The following is an 18,246-nucleotide window of genomic DNA, read 5'->3' as shown; positions in this document are numbered from 1 at the left end:
AATGCAAGATTTTATTCAACAAGCAAATCAATTCGGGCAAGAAAAATGCCCGTTTTTCTTTTTGATCGATTTTGAACAGCAAAAACCGATTATTTTCCCATTGGCTCAAGCAAACCAGCATGCACTTCAATTTGTATTTCCTCATTTAGCCATACAAGAATGCATAAATGTTGAGCGTAAATTTACCTTTCAGCCAATCCCCTTAGACTATCCACGTTATCAGGCTGCATTTAATTTTGTTCAACGCGAAATTCAGAAAGGAAACAGCTATTTATTAAATTTAACCTTTCCGACAGAGATTAAAACAAATTATCGTTTAGATGAAATTTTTGCAGCAAGCCATGCCAAGTATAAATGCTATTTAGCTGAGAAATTTGTCTGTTTCTCACCTGAATGCTTTATTAAAATTCAGCACAATAAGATCTATTCTTACCCAATGAAAGGCACAATTAATGCTGCTGAAGAGCATGCAAAAGAAAAATTATTAAACTCCACCAAAGAATTTAGTGAACATAATACGATTGTTGATTTAATCCGAAATGATCTTGCTCTGGTTGCAGAAAATATCCAAGTCACAAAATATCGCTATGTTGAAAAAATACATACCCATCGCGGTGCAATTTATCAAACCAGCTCTGAAATTTGTGGTGATTTAGGGGAATATTGGCAAAAAAATATTGGTTCGATACTGGCAAAATTATTGCCAGCAGGCTCAATTAGCGGAGCGCCCAAAGCGAAAACCGTAGAAATTATTCAGCAAGCAGAACAGCAGGAAAGAGGCTATTACACAGGGATTTTTGGCTATTTTGATGGAGAACATTTAGAAAGTGCTGTGGCTATTCGCTATATTGAACAACAAGATGAGCAATTATTTTTCCGCAGTGGTGGTGGAATTACTTTTTTAAGTCATCTTGATGAAGAATATAATGAAATTCTCGAGAAAGTTTATGTCCCAATTTCCACTCTTTGAAACCATTGCCATTAAAGATGGCATTGCCCAAAATATTGCATATCATCAAGCACGATATGAAAAATCTTGTTTTGGCTATTTTAATGAAACTCCATTATTTGAGTTAAGTAAAATTCTAACTATTCCACAGGAATATAAGCAGGGATTATACCGCTGTAAAATAGCCTATAATCAACATGATTATGAAATTCAATACTTTCCTTATCAAGCAAAAGAGCTCCATTATTTTGATGTTGTTTATTCTGACAATTTAGATTATCAATTTAAATACAGTAATCGCTCTATTTTTCAAACCTTTCCTATCAACCAACATAGTGAGGTGATTATTATTAACAATGGAAAAGTAAGTGATTGTACCATCGGGAATTTGCTTTTTTCAAAACAAGGAAAATGGTATAGCTCAAAAGATTACCTGCTAAAGGGCACACAATTAAGTCGCTTACTAGATGAAAAACAAGTTGAATTACTTGATATTCCTGTAGAAAGTTTAGGCAACTTTGAACAAATTATGCTAATCAATGCACTTAATCCGTTCGATCTAGCACGCGCGCTCCCCATACAAGCGGTACGTTTTGCATAAAATTTTACGATCAGGATCGAAAAATTTACAAAAAACAGTTGAAACTGTATGAGTAAACAGTATAATAATTTACAGTTATTGATGCACAGCCCGCCCAAACTATTTTGGGCAAGATAAAATAGGAAACATTATGGCTAGCGAGAAAAAAAATCAGAAAAACCAAGTGGTAAAGCAAACAGATCCTGAAGCAAGAGAGAAAGCACTTGCTGCAGCATTAGCACAAATTGAAAAACAGTTTGGTAAAGGCTCTGTAATGACTTTAGGACAAACCCAAACCCTTGATATTGAAGCGGTTTCAACAGGATCTATCGGTTTGGATTTAGCACTCGGTATCGGCGGTTTACCGATGGGGCGTATCGTTGAGATCTTCGGTCCTGAATCTTCAGGGAAAACAACTCTTACCCTTTCTCTTATTGCACAAGCACAAAAAACAGATAAAACCTGCGCATTCATTGATGCAGAGCATGCTCTCGATCCTGTCTATGCGCGTAAATTAGGGGTAAATACCGATAAATTATTGATTTCTCAACCAGATAATGGTGAACAAGCATTAGAAATCTGTGATGCATTAGTTCGCTCTGGCGCTGTAGATGTCATTATCGTGGACTCCGTTGCTGCATTAACGCCGAAAGCAGAAATTGAAGGCGATATGGGCGATTCTCATATGGGATTACAAGCTCGTTTGATGTCACAAGCACTGCGTAAATTGACTGCAAACATCAAAAATACCAACTGCCTAGTGGTATTTATTAACCAAATTCGTATGAAAATTGGTGTCATGTTTGGAAATCCTGAAACAACTACAGGTGGTAACGCACTTAAATTCTACTCTTCAGTACGTTTAGATATCCGCCGTGCAGGAGTGGTAAAAGAAGGTGATGAGATTTTGGGTAACCAAACAAAAGTTAAAGTGGTGAAAAATAAGGTTGCGCCACCATTCCGCGAAGTGATGTTTGATATTATGTATGGTCAAGGCATTTCTCGTATGAGTGAACTATTAATCTTGGCTGAAGCTCAAGGTTTAATCAAAAAATCTGGTGCTTGGTTCTCTTATGAAGGGGAGAAAATTGGCCAAGGTAAAAATAATGCAATTAAGTGGTTAAAAGAAAATCCAGAAATTGCGGATAAAATTGAACAAGATATTCGTGAATTGCTAACAAACAGCCCAGAAAAAGCCTTGATCGCAGAGTCTTCTAGTGATGATGGCGATGATTTAGTTAATAATAGCGAAGAATTTAACGAAGAGTTTTAAGAATGGGAATGCGGTTTAAATAAACCGCATTTTTTATTGATGACAGCAAAATATAGTGCACTAAATTATTTACTCTATTTGCTTTCCAAACGGGACTATAGTGAATTAGAGCTTAAACGTAAACTCAAACTGAAAGCCTATACTAATGATGAAATTGAGCAAGCAATGAGCAAAGCTCAAGAAAATCATTGGCAAAGTGACGAACGATTCTGTGCAAGCTATCTGCGATATAGAGCATTGCAAGGCTATGGGCCACGTCGTTTACGTCAAGAACTCTTGCAAAAAGGTATCAAAGATTGGATGATTCAACAAGCACTGGATAATTGTGAAGTCGATTGGTTTGAATTAGCCGAAAGCGTTTTTGAGAAAAAGCGGCCACAGGTTTGGGATCTCAAGTCAAAACAGAAAATGTGGCGATATATGGTAAGCCATGGCTTTGCTAATGATCACTTTTCACATTTAATGGATTTAGATTACAGCGATAATTGCGATGCAGAATATACAGATGAATAAAATTACCTTTTTCTCACGCTTTGAAAACGATATTGTTAATGGTAAAAAAACCATTACAATTCGAGATAAATCAGAATCTTTTTATCAAGCAGGACAAGAGCTTTGTGTTTTTACCAATGAAACAGACCGCTTGTTTGCCAAAATTCAAGTATTATCTGTTGAACCTATCCACGTTGAACAGCTTTCAGAGCAACATGCTAAACAAGAGAATATGAGCTTGTCAGAATTACGCCAAGTGATTAAAGAGATTTATCCAGAAGAACAGCAACTTTTTGTAATTACATTTGAGCTAATCAAATAATGAGTCTATTTGAATCCAGCAAACAGCGAGAGATTTGCCCTGAATGCGGTGCAATGTTACAGATTAAACGTGGCAAGCAAGGCTTATTTCTTAGCTGCAGTGCTTACCCGCAATGCCATTACATTAAACCATTGCAACAGAGTTATCATATAATCAAAACACTAGATGAGCCTTGTCCAGATTGCAACGCCCTATTACAACTGAAACAGGGTTCATTCGGTATTTTTATTGGCTGTAGTGATTATCCCAATTGCCGTTTTGTCGTACATGAACAAGTGGAACAGGAAGAAGAATTTGATTGTCCTGAATGTAGCACGGGTAAATTGGTTAAACGTACAGGGCGTTCAGGTAAAGCATTCTATGCTTGTAATGCCTATCCAAAATGTAAATTTACTTTAGCAATAAAGCCTGTAAAAAGGTGCTGCCCTGAGTGCAATTACCCTTTGGCTCTTGCCCAAAAACAGCAATACCAATGCGCCAATAAACTATGTCAGCATATTTTTAATGAAAAGCCAAATGACAACAATTAAACAAATTGCAGAAAAACTAAAGCAGGATCAAGTCGTAGCCTATCCAACCGAAGCAGTGTTCGGATTGGGCTGTAATCCGAATAGCGAACAGGCTGTAAAGAAGTTACTTGCTCTGAAACATCGCCCAGAGGAAAAGGGGCTAATATTGATCGCTCCTCATTTAGATTTCTTAATGCCCTATATTGACGATAACCGTTTAAGCGAGAAGGAATGGCAGCGTTTCCACCAAATTTCAGATAACGCAATAACTTGGATTATGCCTGCTAAAGCGAATGTACCATCTTATCTAAAAGGAAAATTTGATTCTATCGCTGTGCGTCTATGTCAAATTCCTGCCGTTGAACAGCTATGCAATAGCGTAGGCTTTGCGCTCACTTCAACCAGTGCTAATTTAAGCGGCTTACCGCCTTGTAAAACAGTCACTGAAGTATTGGCACAATTTGGAACCCATTTTCCGGTTTTGGATATGCCTACAGGTGGAAAAAGCAACCCTTCAGAAATTCGTGATATTTTCACACAACAGATTTTACGAAAAGGATAACAATGAACCAATATGCCGTATGGGGAAACCCTATCCAACAGAGTAAATCTCCCCGTATTCATCAACTTTTTGCCAAACAGACAGCTAAAGCAATCAATTATATTGCTAAATTAGGTGATGAAACCCTATTTGAACAGCAATTAACGGGCTTCTTTAACTCGGGAGCGAAAGGAGCCAATATTACCGCACCGTTTAAAGAACGCGCTTTTGCCTTAGCGGATGTACATAGTGAAGCTTGTTTACAAGCCCAAGCTTGTAATACATTAAAGCGCTTAGACGATGGAAGATTATATGCCGACAATACAGATGGGCTGGGATTAATCGCAGATTTAAAACGTTTAACTTGGTTAAAACCGACACAACGAGTATTAATTTTAGGTGCTGGCGGCGCAACAAAAGGCGTGCTTTATCCACTATTACAAGCTCAACAAAGCATTACACTTTATAATCGCACCCCCCAGAAAGCGGTTGATTTAGCTGAAAAATTTGCAAAATTTGGTGAAATTCAAGCCGCTTGTTGGAACGAAATCTGCCAGCAACAATTTGATTTAATCATTAATGCCACTTCACTAGGCTTACAAGGAAAATGTGTGGAATTACCCGTATCACTACTTGTGTCTGCCAATATATATGATATGCAATATGCGCCTCAGCAAAAGACCCCTTTTTTAAATTATGCTCGAGCAAATGGTGCAGAAAATTGCCAAGACGGCTTAGGTATGCTTGTTGGTCAGGCAGCCTATGCTTTCCAATTATGGGAGGGAAGCTTTCCAGAAATTGTGCCAGTACTACAACAATTATCAGCAGAAATGAATAGTTAAGCAGTTTTCTACTGTTTTTTACGCAATTTGCCGAAACTCTATGCAAAAGAACGCAAAAATTTATTTTTTTTTAAAAAGTATTTGACGAACAAAGGGGAAATCAGCATAATACGCCCCGCAAAGCCGATATGGTTACGCAAATGGCTACATAGCTCAGCTGGTTAGAGCACAACACTCATAATGTTGGGGTCGCAAGTTCGAATCTCGCTGTAGCCACCATTGCGGGAATGGCGAAATTGGTAGACGCACCAGATTTAGGTTCTGGCGCCGAGAGGTGTGTGGGTTCAAGTCCCTCTTCCCGCACCATTTAATGGCTTGCAAAAATACGACTGGAGTATCGCCAAGCGGTAAGGCACTGGGTTTTGATCCCAGCATTCCTAGGTTCGAATCCTAGTACTCCAGCCATCTTATTAATCATATCTCTAATAGCTAACTTAAAGTTAGTTTTTTTCATTTGGGGTATCGCCAAGCGGTAAGGCACCGGGTTTTGATCCCGGCATTCCTAGGTTCGAATCCTAGTACCCCAGCCATTTCTTCCCAATAAATTTCTTAATAAATATCGCATTATTTGCTTTTGCTTATCGCTGAAATTCTTTAAAATTCTCCGCTGTATTTTTCTAGGAGAATGTTATGCTTAATCCCAAAAATTTAGAATCAATCGCACAGCAGCTTCATAATGCTCTACCGCAACCGTTAAAAAATCTTGGTATCGATCTTGAAGAAAAATTTAAACAGATTTTACAAGCTCAGCTCGCGAAATTGGATGTAGTTACCCGCGAAGAATTTGACGTTCAATCACAAGTATTATTACGCACCCGTGAGAAACTGAACGAGTTAGAAAAACGTCTTGATACACTACTAAATGACAAATCTGAACAGAATTAATTTTTAATCTTAGAGGACTATCAATGCAAAATATCAATCCAACTCAAACTTTTGCTTGGAACGCGTTAGCTCAGCATAAAATGGAAAACCTCACTATTCCACAACTTTTTGCTGATGAACCAAACCGGTTCGATAAATACTCCCTCCGCTTTGAAGATCAAATATTGGTTGATTTTTCTAAAAATGCGGTGAACCAACAGACCTTAACCCTACTACGCCAACTTGCAGAGGAGTGCCAGCTTAAATCTGCAACCTATGCAATGTTCAACGGCGAAAAAATTAATCGCACAGAAAACCGCGCCGTACTACACACTGCATTACGTAATCGAGCAAATACTCCTGTAGTAGTAGATGGTAAAGATGTGATGCCTGAGGTAAATGCAGTACTGGCAAAAATGAAAGATTTCTGCGAGAAAGTAATCTCAGGCGAATGGAAAGGATACACTGGCAAAGCAATTACCGATGTCATCAATATTGGGATTGGTGGTTCAGATTTAGGCCCTTACATGGTTACAGAGGCTCTACGCCCATATAAAAATCATCTGAATATGCACTTTGTCTCAAACGTGGATGGTACACATATTGCCGAAACTCTACGCAAAGTGAATCCAGAAACCACTCTAGTCCTGGTAGCAAGTAAAACTTTTACGACTCAAGAAACCATGACCAATGCATATTCTGCTCGTAATTGGTTATTGGCTGCGGCAAAAGATGAGTCCGCGGTAGCAAAACACTTTATCGCACTCTCTACCAATGCAAAAGAAGTTGAGAAATTCGGCATTGATACAGCCAATATGTTTGAATTCTGGGATTGGGTGGGAGGCCGCTACTCACTCTGGTCAGCAATTGGCTTATCTATCGCGCTCTCACTCGGTTTTGAAAATTTTGAGCAACTGCTTGCTGGTGCGCACGCAATGGACAAACATTTCCTCAATGCGCCAATTGAACAAAATATTCCAACTACCCTTGCACTTATCGGCATTTGGAATAATAATTTTTTAGGTGCAGAGAGTGAAGCTATCCTGCCTTATGACCAATATATGCACCGTTTCGCGGCATACTTCCAACAAGGTAATATGGAGTCGAACGGTAAATTTGTCGGCAGAGACGGCAAAGCGGTGGGCTACCAAACCGGTCCAATTATCTGGGGAGAACCTGGCACCAATGGTCAGCATGCTTTCTACCAATTAATTCACCAAGGTACAACATTAATTCCGTGTGATTTTATTGCCCCAGCACAAACCCACAATCCTCTTGCTGACCATCATAGCAAATTACTATCTAACTTCTTTGCCCAAACTGAAGCATTAGCTTTCGGAAAAGCAAAAGAGATTGTTGAACAAGAGTTCTTACAAGCGGGTAAAAAACTCGAAGAAGTTGCAAATATTGTGCCATTTAAAGTATTTACAGGCAATAAACCAACCAACTCTATCTTGCTACAAAAAATCACCCCATACACGCTTGGCGCATTGATTGCGATGTATGAACACAAAATATTTGTACAAGGTGTGATCTTCAATATTTATAGCTTCGACCAATGGGGTGTTGAGCTAGGTAAACAACTTGCTAACCGCATACTCCCAGAGCTGGAAAATAACGAACAAATCACAAGCCACGATAGTTCTACCAATGGCTTAATTAACCAGTTTAAAGCGTGGCGATAATTTGTATCAAGGCCTACATAATTTGTAGGCTTTTTTATTTTTACCTCTTGCAAAGCAAACGGTTGCAAAGTAGAATTCTTTGTCAATACCACCGTATTGACACCCTTTTATTATTTTATATACAGGAGTGTCTCATGGAAGTTTTCGATTACGAAGATATTCAACTTATCCCCAATAAATGTATTGTTAGTAGCCGTAAAGAGTGCGATACCAGCGTTAAATTCGGTAACCATACTTTTAAAATCCCTGTTGTTCCCGCCAATATGCAAACCGTCATCAACGAAGAACTTGCAGAATGGTTTGCTCAAAATCACTACTTCTATATTATGCATCGCTTTGATGAAAGCGCTCGCAAACCTTTTGTCAAAAAGATGAAAGAAAAAGGATTAATCGCATCAATCAGTATTGGGGTTAAAGATTACGAATATGACTTTGTACGAGAACTCGTTGCTGAAAATCTCGTTCCTGACTATATCACTATTGATGTGGCTCACGGACATTCAGATGATGTAATTAGAATGATCCAATTTATAAAACAACACTTACCATCTACATTTCTAATTGCTGGTAATGTTGGTACTCCTGAAGGCGTACGTGAATTAGAAAATGCAGGCGCTGATGCTACTAAAGTGGGAATTGGACCTGGTCGAGTTTGTATTACGAAACTGAAAACAGGCTTTGGTACCGGTGGCTGGCAGTTAGCTGCAGTTCGCTTATGTGCAAAAGCAGCACGTAAACCAATTATTGCCGATGGCGGTATCCGTCACCATTGTGACATAGTAAAATCAGTACGTTTTGGCGCCTCGATGGTAATGATTGGATCACTGCTTGCTGCTCATGAAGAAAGCCCAGGCGTAAATGCAGAAATCAATGGCAAACAATATAAAGAGTATTTCGGTAGTGCCTCTGAATTCCAAAAAGGCGAGCGTAAAAATGTGGAAGGCAAAAAAGAGATGATTCCAGTTCGTGGTAAACTTGCCGACACATTGAATGAAATGCAACAAGATATTCAATCTGCTATTTCTTACGCTGGTGGTCGAGATTTAGCAGCAATCCGCACGGTAGATTATGTCATCGTTCGTAATACCGTATATAACGGAGACAGATGATCAAATAAAAGCCATAAAAAATTAGATTTTTACTAAAATGATCTGCACCCCAAAAGTTGGACTAAACAACCAACAGATTAAGGTGCAGATTTTTTATGACTAAATACAACCAATCTTTCAAACGACAAGTTATTGAATTTTATCTTCAACAGGGTAAAAACAGCTCACTGCCCGTCGGCATTTTCAGCTTACAGGTAAAACATTACGACGTTGGATTCAGCAATATAATCACAATGGCATCAATGAGTTAGCTGTTTGTCATACTAAACAGGCTTACTCACCTGAATTCAAATTATCCGTGATACAAGCGGTCAAAAATGGTCAATTTTCTGCAGAATATGCATCTCTATTTTGCTATTGCCAATTCCGGCATTATCAGCCAATGGCTGCACGCCTTTGATAAACAAGGTAATAAACGGTTCAGTGCCCAAACCTAAAGCTTGTCCGTCAATGAAACCGAAATACCCGAAAATGCTCCCCCAAAAAACCGAAGAAGAACGCTTGCGTTATCGCATTTTAGAACTGAAAACGAAATGTTATTTTACCGAGCGGTTTGAGACCTTCGAACAGCTTGAACAAACGATTTTCGATGACATTCATTATTACAACCATAAGCGTATTCAAGTGAAATTAAAAGGACTGAGCCCTGTGGAGTACAGAACTCAGTCCTTGAATTAAATTTGTCTAACTTTTTGGGGTCAGATCATTTAAGGGTATTTTAATTACTCTTCGACTTCTTTATCGAACGGTTTGAGTAATTTAAAGAATAGCCCTGCGCACAACAATGCTACCGCAAAACCAAGCCATACAGACAGCGTATAATCTAGGCTCAGTCCAATTGGCGCATTTAAAATAAAGGTTGAACATACACTGGTCATAAAAATTGCAGGCAGTGTTGCCACCCAGTGGAATTTCTTAGTGCGATACAGATATGCACTTACAGCCCATAATGTAATAGTTGCTGTAGTTTGATTTGCCCAACCAAAATAGCGCCACAAGATTTGAAAATCCACTAACGATACCGCAAAACCGATTGCAAATAGAGGCACAGCAATCATTAGGCGTTTAACAAATGGACGCTGGTCAAATTTTAAGAACTCTGCAATTAATAAACGTGCCGCACGGAAAGAAGTATCACCTGAAGTAATTGGCAAGATAACTACACCAAGCACCGCAATAATTCCCCCCACTAAGCCAAGCATACCTACGGCAGAGTCATAAACCACTTTAGATGGAGTACCTTTTAAAGCTTCTTGGAATGAAGCTGTACTATCATAGAAACTTAAGCCAACCATACACCAAATTAAAGCGATAACGCCTTCAGCAATCATTGCACCATAGAAAATAAAGCGACCTTCTTTTTCATTTTGAGTACAACGAGCCATCAATGGCGACTGAGTTGCGTGGAACCCAGAAATCGCCCCACAAGCGATAGTGATGAAAAGTAATGGCCAGATTGGTGCACCATTAGGATGCATATTACGGAAAAAATCAGCAATACCAACATCACCTCCGACTGTTTGGAAAAATGGAATACCGTTAAAAATTAAGCCAAATAGCATCCCAAAAGTCATAAATAGCAAGAGAGCACCAAAGAATGGGTAAACTTTACCAATAATTTTGTCTACCGGCACAAGCGTCGCGATGATGTAGTAAGCAAAGATAATGGTTGTCCAAACAATTAAAATAGTACCTTTAGAGGCTCCTGCTTCATCATTTACTGCCCCTGCGCTTACTCCTCCTGAATTAATAATATCAGAAGTGATATTAGTTAGAAGAGATGCCGGGCTAGCCACAAATACCACGCCAACTAATAAAAGTAGCAATACTGCAAAGCCGTTCATAAAATGTTTAATCGGAGTGCCTAAATACTTGCCCGCTAAAAATGGTACATTCGCACCACCATTACGGATAGAAAGCATACCTGTTAAATAATCATGCACTGCACCAGCAAAAATGCAACCGAATACAATCCAAAGCATGGCCACTGGGCCATATAATGCCCCTAGGATTGGACCAAAAATTGGCCCTGTGCCTGCAATATTTAATAATTGAATGAGCCAAATTTTCTTTTTAGACATTGGCACATAATCAATGCCATCTCGCATAGAATAGGCCGGAGTCTCACGTTCAGGCTTAATAACAAAGATCTTTTCAATTACTTTTCCATAAATAAAGTAACCTAAAAGTAACATAGCTACACAAAGTAGAAACCATAACATAGTCGGATTTCCTATAAACAGAAATGAAAGTAGAATAATAAATACCAGAAAGGCAGGATATTTTACTTTTTTCATGCTAAAGAATAAATCTCCACACGTCTAAAAGTTATGCTAATGTCAATAATATGTGAAGCATTTCACATATTTAGCCGAATTGTAAAAAGCAAACTCTGTCTTTTGTTGAAATTTCAAGCTATCGTACACAATTTTTCGAACCGCTGAAATTTTTCTCTGTCATATCGGCTACAGATTACGGATGTTCTCCGCTCATTTCATAATCAATAATAGTAAGGAAATAGAATGACAAAATTAAATAAAACACTACTCTCTTCACTCATCTTAGGCTTATGCACTTTATCATTTCCAATAAATGCCCACGCTAGCTTACCAAATGCGGTTGATGGACAAACACTACCTAGCCTTGCTCCTATGATTGAAAAAGTTCGCCCCGCGGTGGTTAGTATTGCAGTTGAAGGTAAAACAGAGAGCCGTTCAACTCGACAGCGAATGGTACCAGATGAATTTGATTTCTTCTTTGGCCCAGATATGTTTGGCGATCGTCAAAGTAGCCCACGGCAATTCCGAGGAGAAGGTTCTGGTGTCATCATTAATGCGGAAAAAGGCTATGTAGTAACGAACAACCACGTTATTGATAAGGCCGATAAAATTACGGTAAAACTTGAAGATGGGCGTGAGTTTAAAGCCAAATTAGTTGGTGCAGATCCACAATCAGATGTTGCCTTGCTCCAGCTTGAAGATCCTAAAAACCTAACTGAAATTAAAATCGCCGATTCAGATAAACTACGTGTAGGCGATTTTACTGTTGCAATCGGTAATCCATTTGGCTTAGGACAAACAGTTACTTCGGGTATTGTCTCTGCACTTGGGCGCTCAACAGGTAGTATTGATTCTGGTTATGAAAGCTATATTCAAACCGATGCAGCTGTAAACCGCGGTAACTCCGGAGGCCCATTACTCAACTTGCAAGGCGAATTAATCGGGATTAATACTGCTATTATCTCGCCTAGTGGCGGCAATGCTGGAATTGCTTTTGCTATTCCGAGTAATATGGCGAATAACCTTGTCCAGCAAATTATTGAATTTGGCGAAGTAAAACGTGGTTTACTAGGGATTAAAGGGGGCGAATTAAACGCTGATCTTGCTAAAGAATTCAATGTCGATGCTCAACAAGGAGCTTTTGTTAGCGAGGTTATGGCTGATTCTGCTGCGGCAAAAGCTGGCTTAAAAGCAGGTGACGTGATTACTGCTTTAAACGGCCAAAAAATTCGCAGCTTTGCCGAATTACGAGCTAAAGTCGCAACCACTGGTGCAGGCAAAGAAATCGAATTAACCTATCTACGTGATAATAAAGAAGATACGGTTAAAGTGACCTTGCAATCTGATGAACAAACAAAAACGACCGCCGATAATCTGCTACCTGCGTTAAAAGGAGCTGAATTCAGCAACTATGACGAAAAAGGATTAAAAGGTGTTGAGATCACTAAAGTTGAAAAAGGCTCAATCGCAGAGCGTTATGACTTTAAAAAAGGCGATATCATTGTTGGTGTAAACCGCAGTAAAGTTGAAAATATTGGTGAATTACGCAAAATCTTAGATAAAAAACCGTCTGTTGTGGCACTAAATGTCGTACGAGATGGTGCAAATTTCTATGTAATCTTGCAGTAAAAAGAGAAAATAGGGCGGTTACACACCGCCTTATTTTTAGGCATAAGAGCAAAATGATATCCCGTTGTAGAAGATCAGACAATTCACTTCCTGTATTTATTGTAAATATCACAATTCTATTTTCTATGGTAGCAATAAAGCCACCTGCTTGTTTTAAATACATAACCATTATCATATAATCTGTCAGTAACAAATTATTCTCCACCGCATTCTCAGCCACAACCATTCCAACACTTGCATTCGCTAAAGTCTCAGCCCCATTACCTCCACTTGCCACTCCGCTCGCAATGCCTGCTAATGCTTTGCTTGCATTGAGTAAGTTCTGTTTTTCCTCCTCGTTAAGCTCACTCAGTTGTTTGCCGTAAACCGTTTCCACAAGTATTCTCGCCCCAAGTTCGCCCACGCCTGCTGCAACTGCTCCTGCTGTGGCACTGCCACCTGCAAGTTCGGCCCCGATAATGCGAGCATCTTAACTATTACCAAACAAGCGCTTGATTTACCGATAAAATTTGCAAAATATTGGAATAATTAACCGATTTTTACTTATATTAAATAGCACTAGTGTGGACGCTAACGCTATCAGGGTTTACAATTTTACTTACATTAACAAAAAATAATCATTTTTCATTTTTTCCAATTGCACTTAAGTACTTCAGAAAACACCATAAAATATAAATATATATACTAAAATCAAATGACCTTTCTAATAATCGCTGATAATTTACATGTATTTTTTCAAGAATAAATATATCAACCCCAAGCAAAATAATAAAATAGGATAAAAAAACAGGGATATAAAAAATAATAAAAAAAATAAACAAATTCATTGTTCAACCCCTTTTACTTCTTCTTTAATATAATCAGAAATTTTATCGCCACCAATAACATTAAAAATAATTTTATTTATTCCATTTAATCTTGGCTCTATTTTGCTACCTAGTTCGGATATACCCGAGACAGCAACACCAGCCCCAGAACCAATCATTTCCGCCTTTACAGATTGAGGTGTTGCATTAGATTTGTTTACTTCATATCCATAATCTATAGCTGTTCCATATAAACTTTGTTGCCACCAAGGTAGCTTACCTAATGCCAATGTCTTTAATCCATCTTTAGCTATATCTTCAACACCTTGTTGATTAAATTTCCCATTAACAAAAACTTTTCCTTCACCCACAAGCTCTCCTGATTTATATCCTACAACCATTGCGGTTTCTGATTTAATCGGATTAGCTGAAACAAATTTTCCTAATTCAGGAACAAAGCGATAACCATAAGCTACACTTGGTAATGAAACTATACCTGTCGCCATTGATTGTCCTTGTTTAGCTTCATAAGATAAATTTTGCCTATAATATTCAGATGCTAAATATTTTGATAGACTAGAATCATCTCTCCTATATCCACTGTTAAAATCCCAGTTATACAATTTATCTACGGATATTCCATAAGAATTAGATATTTCTATTAACTCATTATGTAAATAGTTACGTTGGGTTTCATTTAAACTACTAGGATCTTTTTGATACTGCTGTAATAAAAGATCAATTTCTTTACTTTTTATCAAAAGTTGCTGTGTTTTATACTTCCTTTTCTCATTTAGAGAACCATCTTTATCGAATATTTTTGAACTCTCAAATACATATTCATCATCTTCTTTAGCTAGTAAATTATTCTCCACCGCCCTCTGAGCCGTCTCTGCCCCAAACACCGTATCCGCTGTAGTGCCACCCGTGGTTTGCCCAGCTACTGCGCCTGCAAGCTGTCCTGCTACTTTCAGCAGATTACGCTCTTCGGCGGTGAGTTCGTTCGGTTGTTTGTTGAAAACCGTTTCAGCCAGTAACATTGCACTGCCTTCACCGACTAAACCTGCCACCGCCCCTGCACCAACGTTGTTGCCGGATACGCCTGCCTCTAATGCAGAAAGTGCAGCGTGCGCCAGTAAATTTGCCGTTTTGCTGTCTTTCGTCAGTTCGTGGATTTGGGCGTTCAGCTCATGGGAAACGGCTGCTACTGCCACTTGCCCTGCACTGCCACCGCTTAAAACTGTGGTAATCGCCATTACCGCGCATCCATTCGGCGCTTGTTTGCTCCGCCGTCTTCCCAACTCTCTTTGCGAGCTTTGGCTTCAGCATAAGCGGTCTGTTTTTCGTCGATTTTTGCAAAATCTTCCGTTTTTTCAGCCGCTTGTAATGCTGCCTCGGCTTGCTTGATTTCTTCTTCCGCTTGTTTCGCTTTTTGTTCTGCATAAGTACTTACCGCTCCCAGTACATTCCCCACTGCTTGGCTGAGTATCTGCTGTTCCCTGAGTGTTTGGTGAATGTCCTTCGGCTCTGCCACCTGTCGGTTCGCTTGGCTTAAATCCGTATTAATGCCCAGCGCTTTGGCTGTGGTTTGGGTTGGATTGCTGTCTTTATTCAGCGTGATTTTCCCTTCCGTCAGCGTCGCTTTGGTGGTGCTACGCTCTTCGCTGCTGTTAAACATCGGAATGCTTGGGCTAATGCCGTGGCTTTGTGGCGTGCCGGTGAGTTTGGCAATCTCCGCTTGCTGTTTTGCCTGTGCCTCGGTTTTCGCCTCTGTGTCTGCGGCTTTGTTTAGGCTGGCGCTAGCACTTAAACCTGCACTCACTGCGTGGCTGCTGCTGTAATTTTCAATGTCTTGGAATTTGAGGTTATTTGTTGCTAATTCACTGTTTTCAGGATTGGTTGAGGCTATCAGCTCAACATTGTTGGCGTTGATATGATAGCCACCCTCTTCCGCAAATAATCCCGATTGTTGGGTTACTTGTCTGCGGTTTGCTTCGCCACTTGCCAGATTGCTATAACCACTTGCACCCCACGCCGTGCCTATCGCCCCTTGCCCCGTCCACCGAAGCCTGCGCTGTCACTGTTATTTGCAGCATACTCAACATAATTAACCGAATACAACTTAAATAGCCCCAGCTTAGGAATATAGATTGTTAATCTCTATCAAGACCTCTTTATTGCATTGAAATTATTTTTCTTATATCTTCATTCAAATATATAAAATAATTCCCTATATCCTGTAGCTTTATTGCTATATTAAGCCAATTCAAGTCTTCATTATGTTCTTTTAATCTATTTATTAGCTCTGAAAGCTCTTCTAATTCTTTGTTAATCTCTAAGTCAATATCTTCTAGAGAATAATCTAATCCAAACATCATGAAATTATTTTCATCTCTAAGTTTACATAATTCTTCTTTAGATATCCCTTTACTCTTCGCAAGTTCAACCAACATAATTATAATTTTATTTAAACACATATAAATCGCCTACTTAGATAACTTTCTGCCATAAGAATTCTTAGTTTTTTCTGCATTTAAAGAACCATCTAAATTATAAACTCCTTTAAAGTTTCCATTTCTATCAAACACTTCCAAATGATCTTTGTGCAAATTATCAAGATATATTTGATCTCCTTTCTTAAATCCTAACTCACTTTTATTAACCTCATATATAGTCTGCCCTTGATATCTCTTAGAAGTTTTAGTTAAAATCTGAGACAAATTTTGACCAAACTCTTTATTTTTCAAGAAATCATTCATATTCCCTACAGAATGTTTGTGGGGATTATAAGCATTTATTTTCTGAGCAAACTTAGCCTGTGCCTTATCAACTGAAAAATTTCTGCCTGCATTCTTGGCTTCATACATTTCCTGAGCAATTTCTATTGCTGTTAATGCAAGATATATTGCTGTTGGAGAACCATCAATAAATTCAATGCTATGTTTAGCTGCCTCAGAGCTTACCCAATCAACAGCTTCTTGTTTGATTTCAGTAGGTAGTGCGTAAAAGTCTTTGTATCCTTCTATCGAGTCCACGCCAGCTTTCATTGCAGATAAAACACCTACATAGCACATTAAGCCGCCATTTTTGCAAGCATCAATATCCTTTTCAAATTCTCTCTGACTAAGAATTGCATATTTTTCATGAACGACTTCTAGAGACTCCCCCTTTTTATAAGCTTCACTCAAATCTCTCAGGTAATTGACAGAATCACTGGCATTTAAAGCATTATTCTCCACCGCATTCTCAGCCACAACCATTCCAACACTTGCATTCGCTAAAGTCTCAGCTCCATTACCTCCACTTACCACTCCGCTCGCAATCCCTGCCAATGCTTTGCTTGCATTAAGTAGGTTCTGTTTTTCCTCTTCATTCAGCTCACTCGGTTGCTTACCGTAAACCGTTTCAGCCAGCACTTTTGCCCCGAGTTCGCCCACGCCTGCTGCAACCGCGCCTACTGTGGCACTACCACCTGCAAGTTCGGCTTCCACTGCTCCCCATAAAATATGTAGCGGAACATTCAAAGCTTCTAGGGCTTTGTTATCGGTGTTTTCCGTAATATGTTTAATCGCTTCGTTGAGGTAAGGCGAAGCTGCCCCTGCTGCTATCGCCTCCGCCGGTTTACCTGCCACAGCGAGGCTCAATGCCGCTGCAACTGCTGTCGCTTTTCGTTTGTGGTCGCCGCCGGTTTCCCAACGTTCCACTTCTGCTTTTAACTGTTCGGCTTCTTGCAGTTTGGCTCGTGCTGTTGCGCTATCACCTGCATTTGCTGCCTGTTCTGCGGATTTTCTGGCATTTTGTTCCGCTTGTTGAAGTTCAGCTTTTTGGTTTTCCGCATAAGTCATCACTGCTTCTGCCACATTTCCTGCCGCTTGGCTGAGTATCTGTTGCTCCCTGAGTGTTTGATTGATGTCTTTCAACCCTGCCACTTCTCGGTTCGCTTGGCTTAAATCCGTATTAATGCCCAGCGCTTTGGCTGTGGTTTGGGTTGGATTGCTGTCTTTATTCAGCGTGATTTTCCCTTCCGTCAGCGTCGCTTTGGTGATGCTACGCTCTTCGCTGCTGTTAAACATTGGAATGCTTGGGCTAATGCCGTTGCTTTGTGGCGTGCCAGTGAGTTTGGCGGTTTGGGCTTGTTGTTCTGCCTGTGCCTCGGTTTTTGCCTCTGTGCCTACGGCTTTGTTTAGGTTTACACTAGCGCTTACGCCTGCACTCAACGCTTCGCTGCTGCTTTGGTTCTCTATATCTCGGAAGCTCAACTTATTCGTTGCCAATTCGCTATTTTCCGGGTTGCTTGAGGCTATCGCCCCTGCTATTAACTCAACATTATTCGCATTGATTCCATAGCCGCCATCTTCTGCAAAGA

At 39.5% G+C, this 18,246-nt stretch carries 17 protein-coding genes, 4 tRNA genes and 3 pseudogenes; 18 read left to right on the top strand and 6 right to left on the bottom strand.

All coding sequences use genetic code 11. From position 1 onward, the window contains the following. Position 1: 1 nt before the first annotated feature. The 17 genes and pseudogenes from EDC51_RS03670 to EDC51_RS11050 all read left to right on the top strand — a co-directional run. Complete coding sequence (locus EDC51_RS03670) at positions 2-970, top strand: aminodeoxychorismate synthase component I (protein WP_131928199.1); 969 nt, start codon at positions 2-4, stop codon at positions 968-970. Next, a complete protein-coding gene (locus tag EDC51_RS03665) occupies positions 948-1,550 on the top strand; it encodes an aminotransferase class IV family protein (RefSeq protein ID WP_015433190.1) in 603 nt (200 codons plus the stop codon). The genes EDC51_RS03670 and EDC51_RS03665 overlap by 23 nt, the downstream gene beginning before the upstream one ends. Positions 1,551-1,680: 130 nt before the next feature. Further along, positions 1,681-2,802 (top strand): recombinase RecA, encoded by a 1,122-nt coding sequence (gene recA / locus EDC51_RS03660; protein ID WP_185735041.1) that lies wholly within the window; start codon positions 1,681-1,683, stop codon positions 2,800-2,802. 39 nt (positions 2,803-2,841) lie between these two features. After that, positions 2,842-3,315 (top strand): recombination regulator RecX, encoded by a 474-nt coding sequence (gene recX / locus EDC51_RS03655; protein WP_131928198.1) that lies wholly within the window; start codon positions 2,842-2,844, stop codon positions 3,313-3,315. Then, entirely contained in the window at positions 3,302-3,616 is a 315-nt protein-coding gene (yqfB, locus tag EDC51_RS03650) for a N(4)-acetylcytidine aminohydrolase (RefSeq protein ID WP_025266818.1), read from the top strand. Before recX ends, yqfB begins: the two co-directional genes overlap by 14 nt. Then, positions 3,616-4,146 carry a DNA topoisomerase family protein gene (locus EDC51_RS03645; RefSeq protein WP_131928197.1) on the top strand — a complete coding sequence of 177 codons (531 nt, stop codon included), beginning with the start codon at positions 3,616-3,618 and terminating at the stop codon, positions 4,144-4,146. The genes yqfB and EDC51_RS03645 overlap by 1 nt, the downstream gene beginning before the upstream one ends. Continuing rightward, positions 4,133-4,687, top strand: a complete 555-nt coding sequence (locus EDC51_RS03640; RefSeq protein ID WP_131928196.1) for a Sua5/YciO/YrdC/YwlC family protein — start codon at positions 4,133-4,135, stop codon at positions 4,685-4,687. Before EDC51_RS03645 ends, EDC51_RS03640 begins: the two co-directional genes overlap by 14 nt. Before the next feature lie 2 nt (positions 4,688-4,689). Next, on the top strand, positions 4,690-5,508 hold the full coding sequence (gene aroE, locus EDC51_RS03635) for a shikimate dehydrogenase (RefSeq protein WP_131928195.1): 819 nt from the start codon (positions 4,690-4,692) through the stop codon (positions 5,506-5,508). Positions 5,509-5,650: 142 nt separating this feature from the next. Then, positions 5,651-5,727: transfer RNA gene (locus tag EDC51_RS03630), tRNA-Met, on the top strand. Between the two features lie 2 nt (positions 5,728-5,729). Beyond that, a tRNA-Leu gene (locus EDC51_RS03625) sits at positions 5,730-5,814 on the top strand. A 24-nt stretch (positions 5,815-5,838) separates the two neighbouring features. Next, positions 5,839-5,913: transfer RNA gene (locus tag EDC51_RS03620), tRNA-Gln, on the top strand. A 50-nt stretch (positions 5,914-5,963) separates the two neighbouring features. Beyond that, a tRNA-Gln gene (locus EDC51_RS03615) sits at positions 5,964-6,038 on the top strand. A gap of 100 nt (positions 6,039-6,138) precedes the next feature. Beyond that, a complete protein-coding gene (gene ubiK, locus EDC51_RS03610; protein ID WP_015433197.1) occupies positions 6,139-6,393 on the top strand; it encodes a ubiquinone biosynthesis accessory factor UbiK in 255 nt (84 codons plus the stop codon). A gap of 23 nt (positions 6,394-6,416) precedes the next feature. Beyond that, on the top strand, positions 6,417-8,057 hold the full coding sequence (gene pgi / locus EDC51_RS03605; RefSeq protein ID WP_025289738.1) for a glucose-6-phosphate isomerase: 1,641 nt from the start codon (positions 6,417-6,419) through the stop codon (positions 8,055-8,057). Positions 8,058-8,191: 134 nt separating this feature from the next. Further along, positions 8,192-9,166 carry a GMP reductase gene (locus EDC51_RS03600; protein WP_015433199.1) on the top strand — a complete coding sequence of 325 codons (975 nt, stop codon included), beginning with the start codon at positions 8,192-8,194 and terminating at the stop codon, positions 9,164-9,166. Between the two features lie 95 nt (positions 9,167-9,261). Continuing rightward, positions 9,262-9,700, top strand: a pseudogene (locus EDC51_RS03595) (helix-turn-helix domain-containing protein); the annotation flags it as partial. Next, a pseudogene (locus EDC51_RS11050) lies at positions 9,689-9,844 on the top strand (integrase core domain-containing protein); the annotation flags it as partial. The pseudogenes EDC51_RS03595 and EDC51_RS11050, both read left to right, overlap by 12 nt. A 44-nt stretch (positions 9,845-9,888) precedes the next feature. On the opposite strand, the gene EDC51_RS03585 reads toward EDC51_RS11050, so the two are convergent. Next, complete coding sequence (locus EDC51_RS03585; RefSeq protein WP_025266816.1) at positions 9,889-11,388, bottom strand: carbon starvation CstA family protein; 1,500 nt, start codon at positions 11,386-11,388, stop codon at positions 9,889-9,891. 300 nt (positions 11,389-11,688) lie between these two features. On the opposite strand from EDC51_RS03585, the gene EDC51_RS03580 reads away from it, so the two are divergent. Then, entirely contained in the window at positions 11,689-13,074 is a 1,386-nt protein-coding gene (locus tag EDC51_RS03580; protein WP_015433204.1) for a Do family serine endopeptidase, read from the top strand. Between the two features lie 196 nt (positions 13,075-13,270). On the opposite strand, the pseudogene EDC51_RS11045 reads toward EDC51_RS03580, so the two are convergent. The 5 genes and pseudogenes from EDC51_RS11045 to EDC51_RS03555 all read right to left on the bottom strand — a co-directional run. Further along, positions 13,271-13,450: pseudogene (locus EDC51_RS11045) on the bottom strand (VENN motif pre-toxin domain-containing protein); the annotation flags it as partial. 447 nt (positions 13,451-13,897) lie between these two features. Continuing rightward, a complete protein-coding gene (locus tag EDC51_RS03570; RefSeq protein WP_131928194.1) occupies positions 13,898-15,136 on the bottom strand; it encodes a VENN motif pre-toxin domain-containing protein in 1,239 nt (412 codons plus the stop codon). Further along, the gene (locus EDC51_RS03565) at positions 15,136-15,702 is read right to left on the bottom strand and encodes a hypothetical protein (protein WP_131928193.1); all 567 of its coding nucleotides are present in this window, start codon (positions 15,700-15,702) and stop codon (positions 15,136-15,138) included. The genes EDC51_RS03570 and EDC51_RS03565 overlap by 1 nt, the downstream gene beginning before the upstream one ends. Before the next feature lie 352 nt (positions 15,703-16,054). Then, on the bottom strand, positions 16,055-16,357 hold the full coding sequence (locus EDC51_RS03560) for a hypothetical protein (RefSeq protein ID WP_131928192.1): 303 nt from the start codon (positions 16,355-16,357) through the stop codon (positions 16,055-16,057). A gap of 9 nt (positions 16,358-16,366) precedes the next feature. After that, positions 16,367-18,246 (bottom strand): VENN motif pre-toxin domain-containing protein (locus EDC51_RS03555; protein WP_170169265.1); only part of this gene is annotated, 1,880 nt, incomplete at its 5' end.

The sequence above is a fragment of the Bibersteinia trehalosi genome (assembly GCF_004346205.1).
Classification (GTDB): domain Bacteria; phylum Pseudomonadota; class Gammaproteobacteria; order Enterobacterales; family Pasteurellaceae; genus Bibersteinia; species Bibersteinia trehalosi.
The sequence above is the reverse complement of the archived record's forward strand: the minus strand, read 5'-3'. Positions and strand labels throughout refer to the sequence as shown.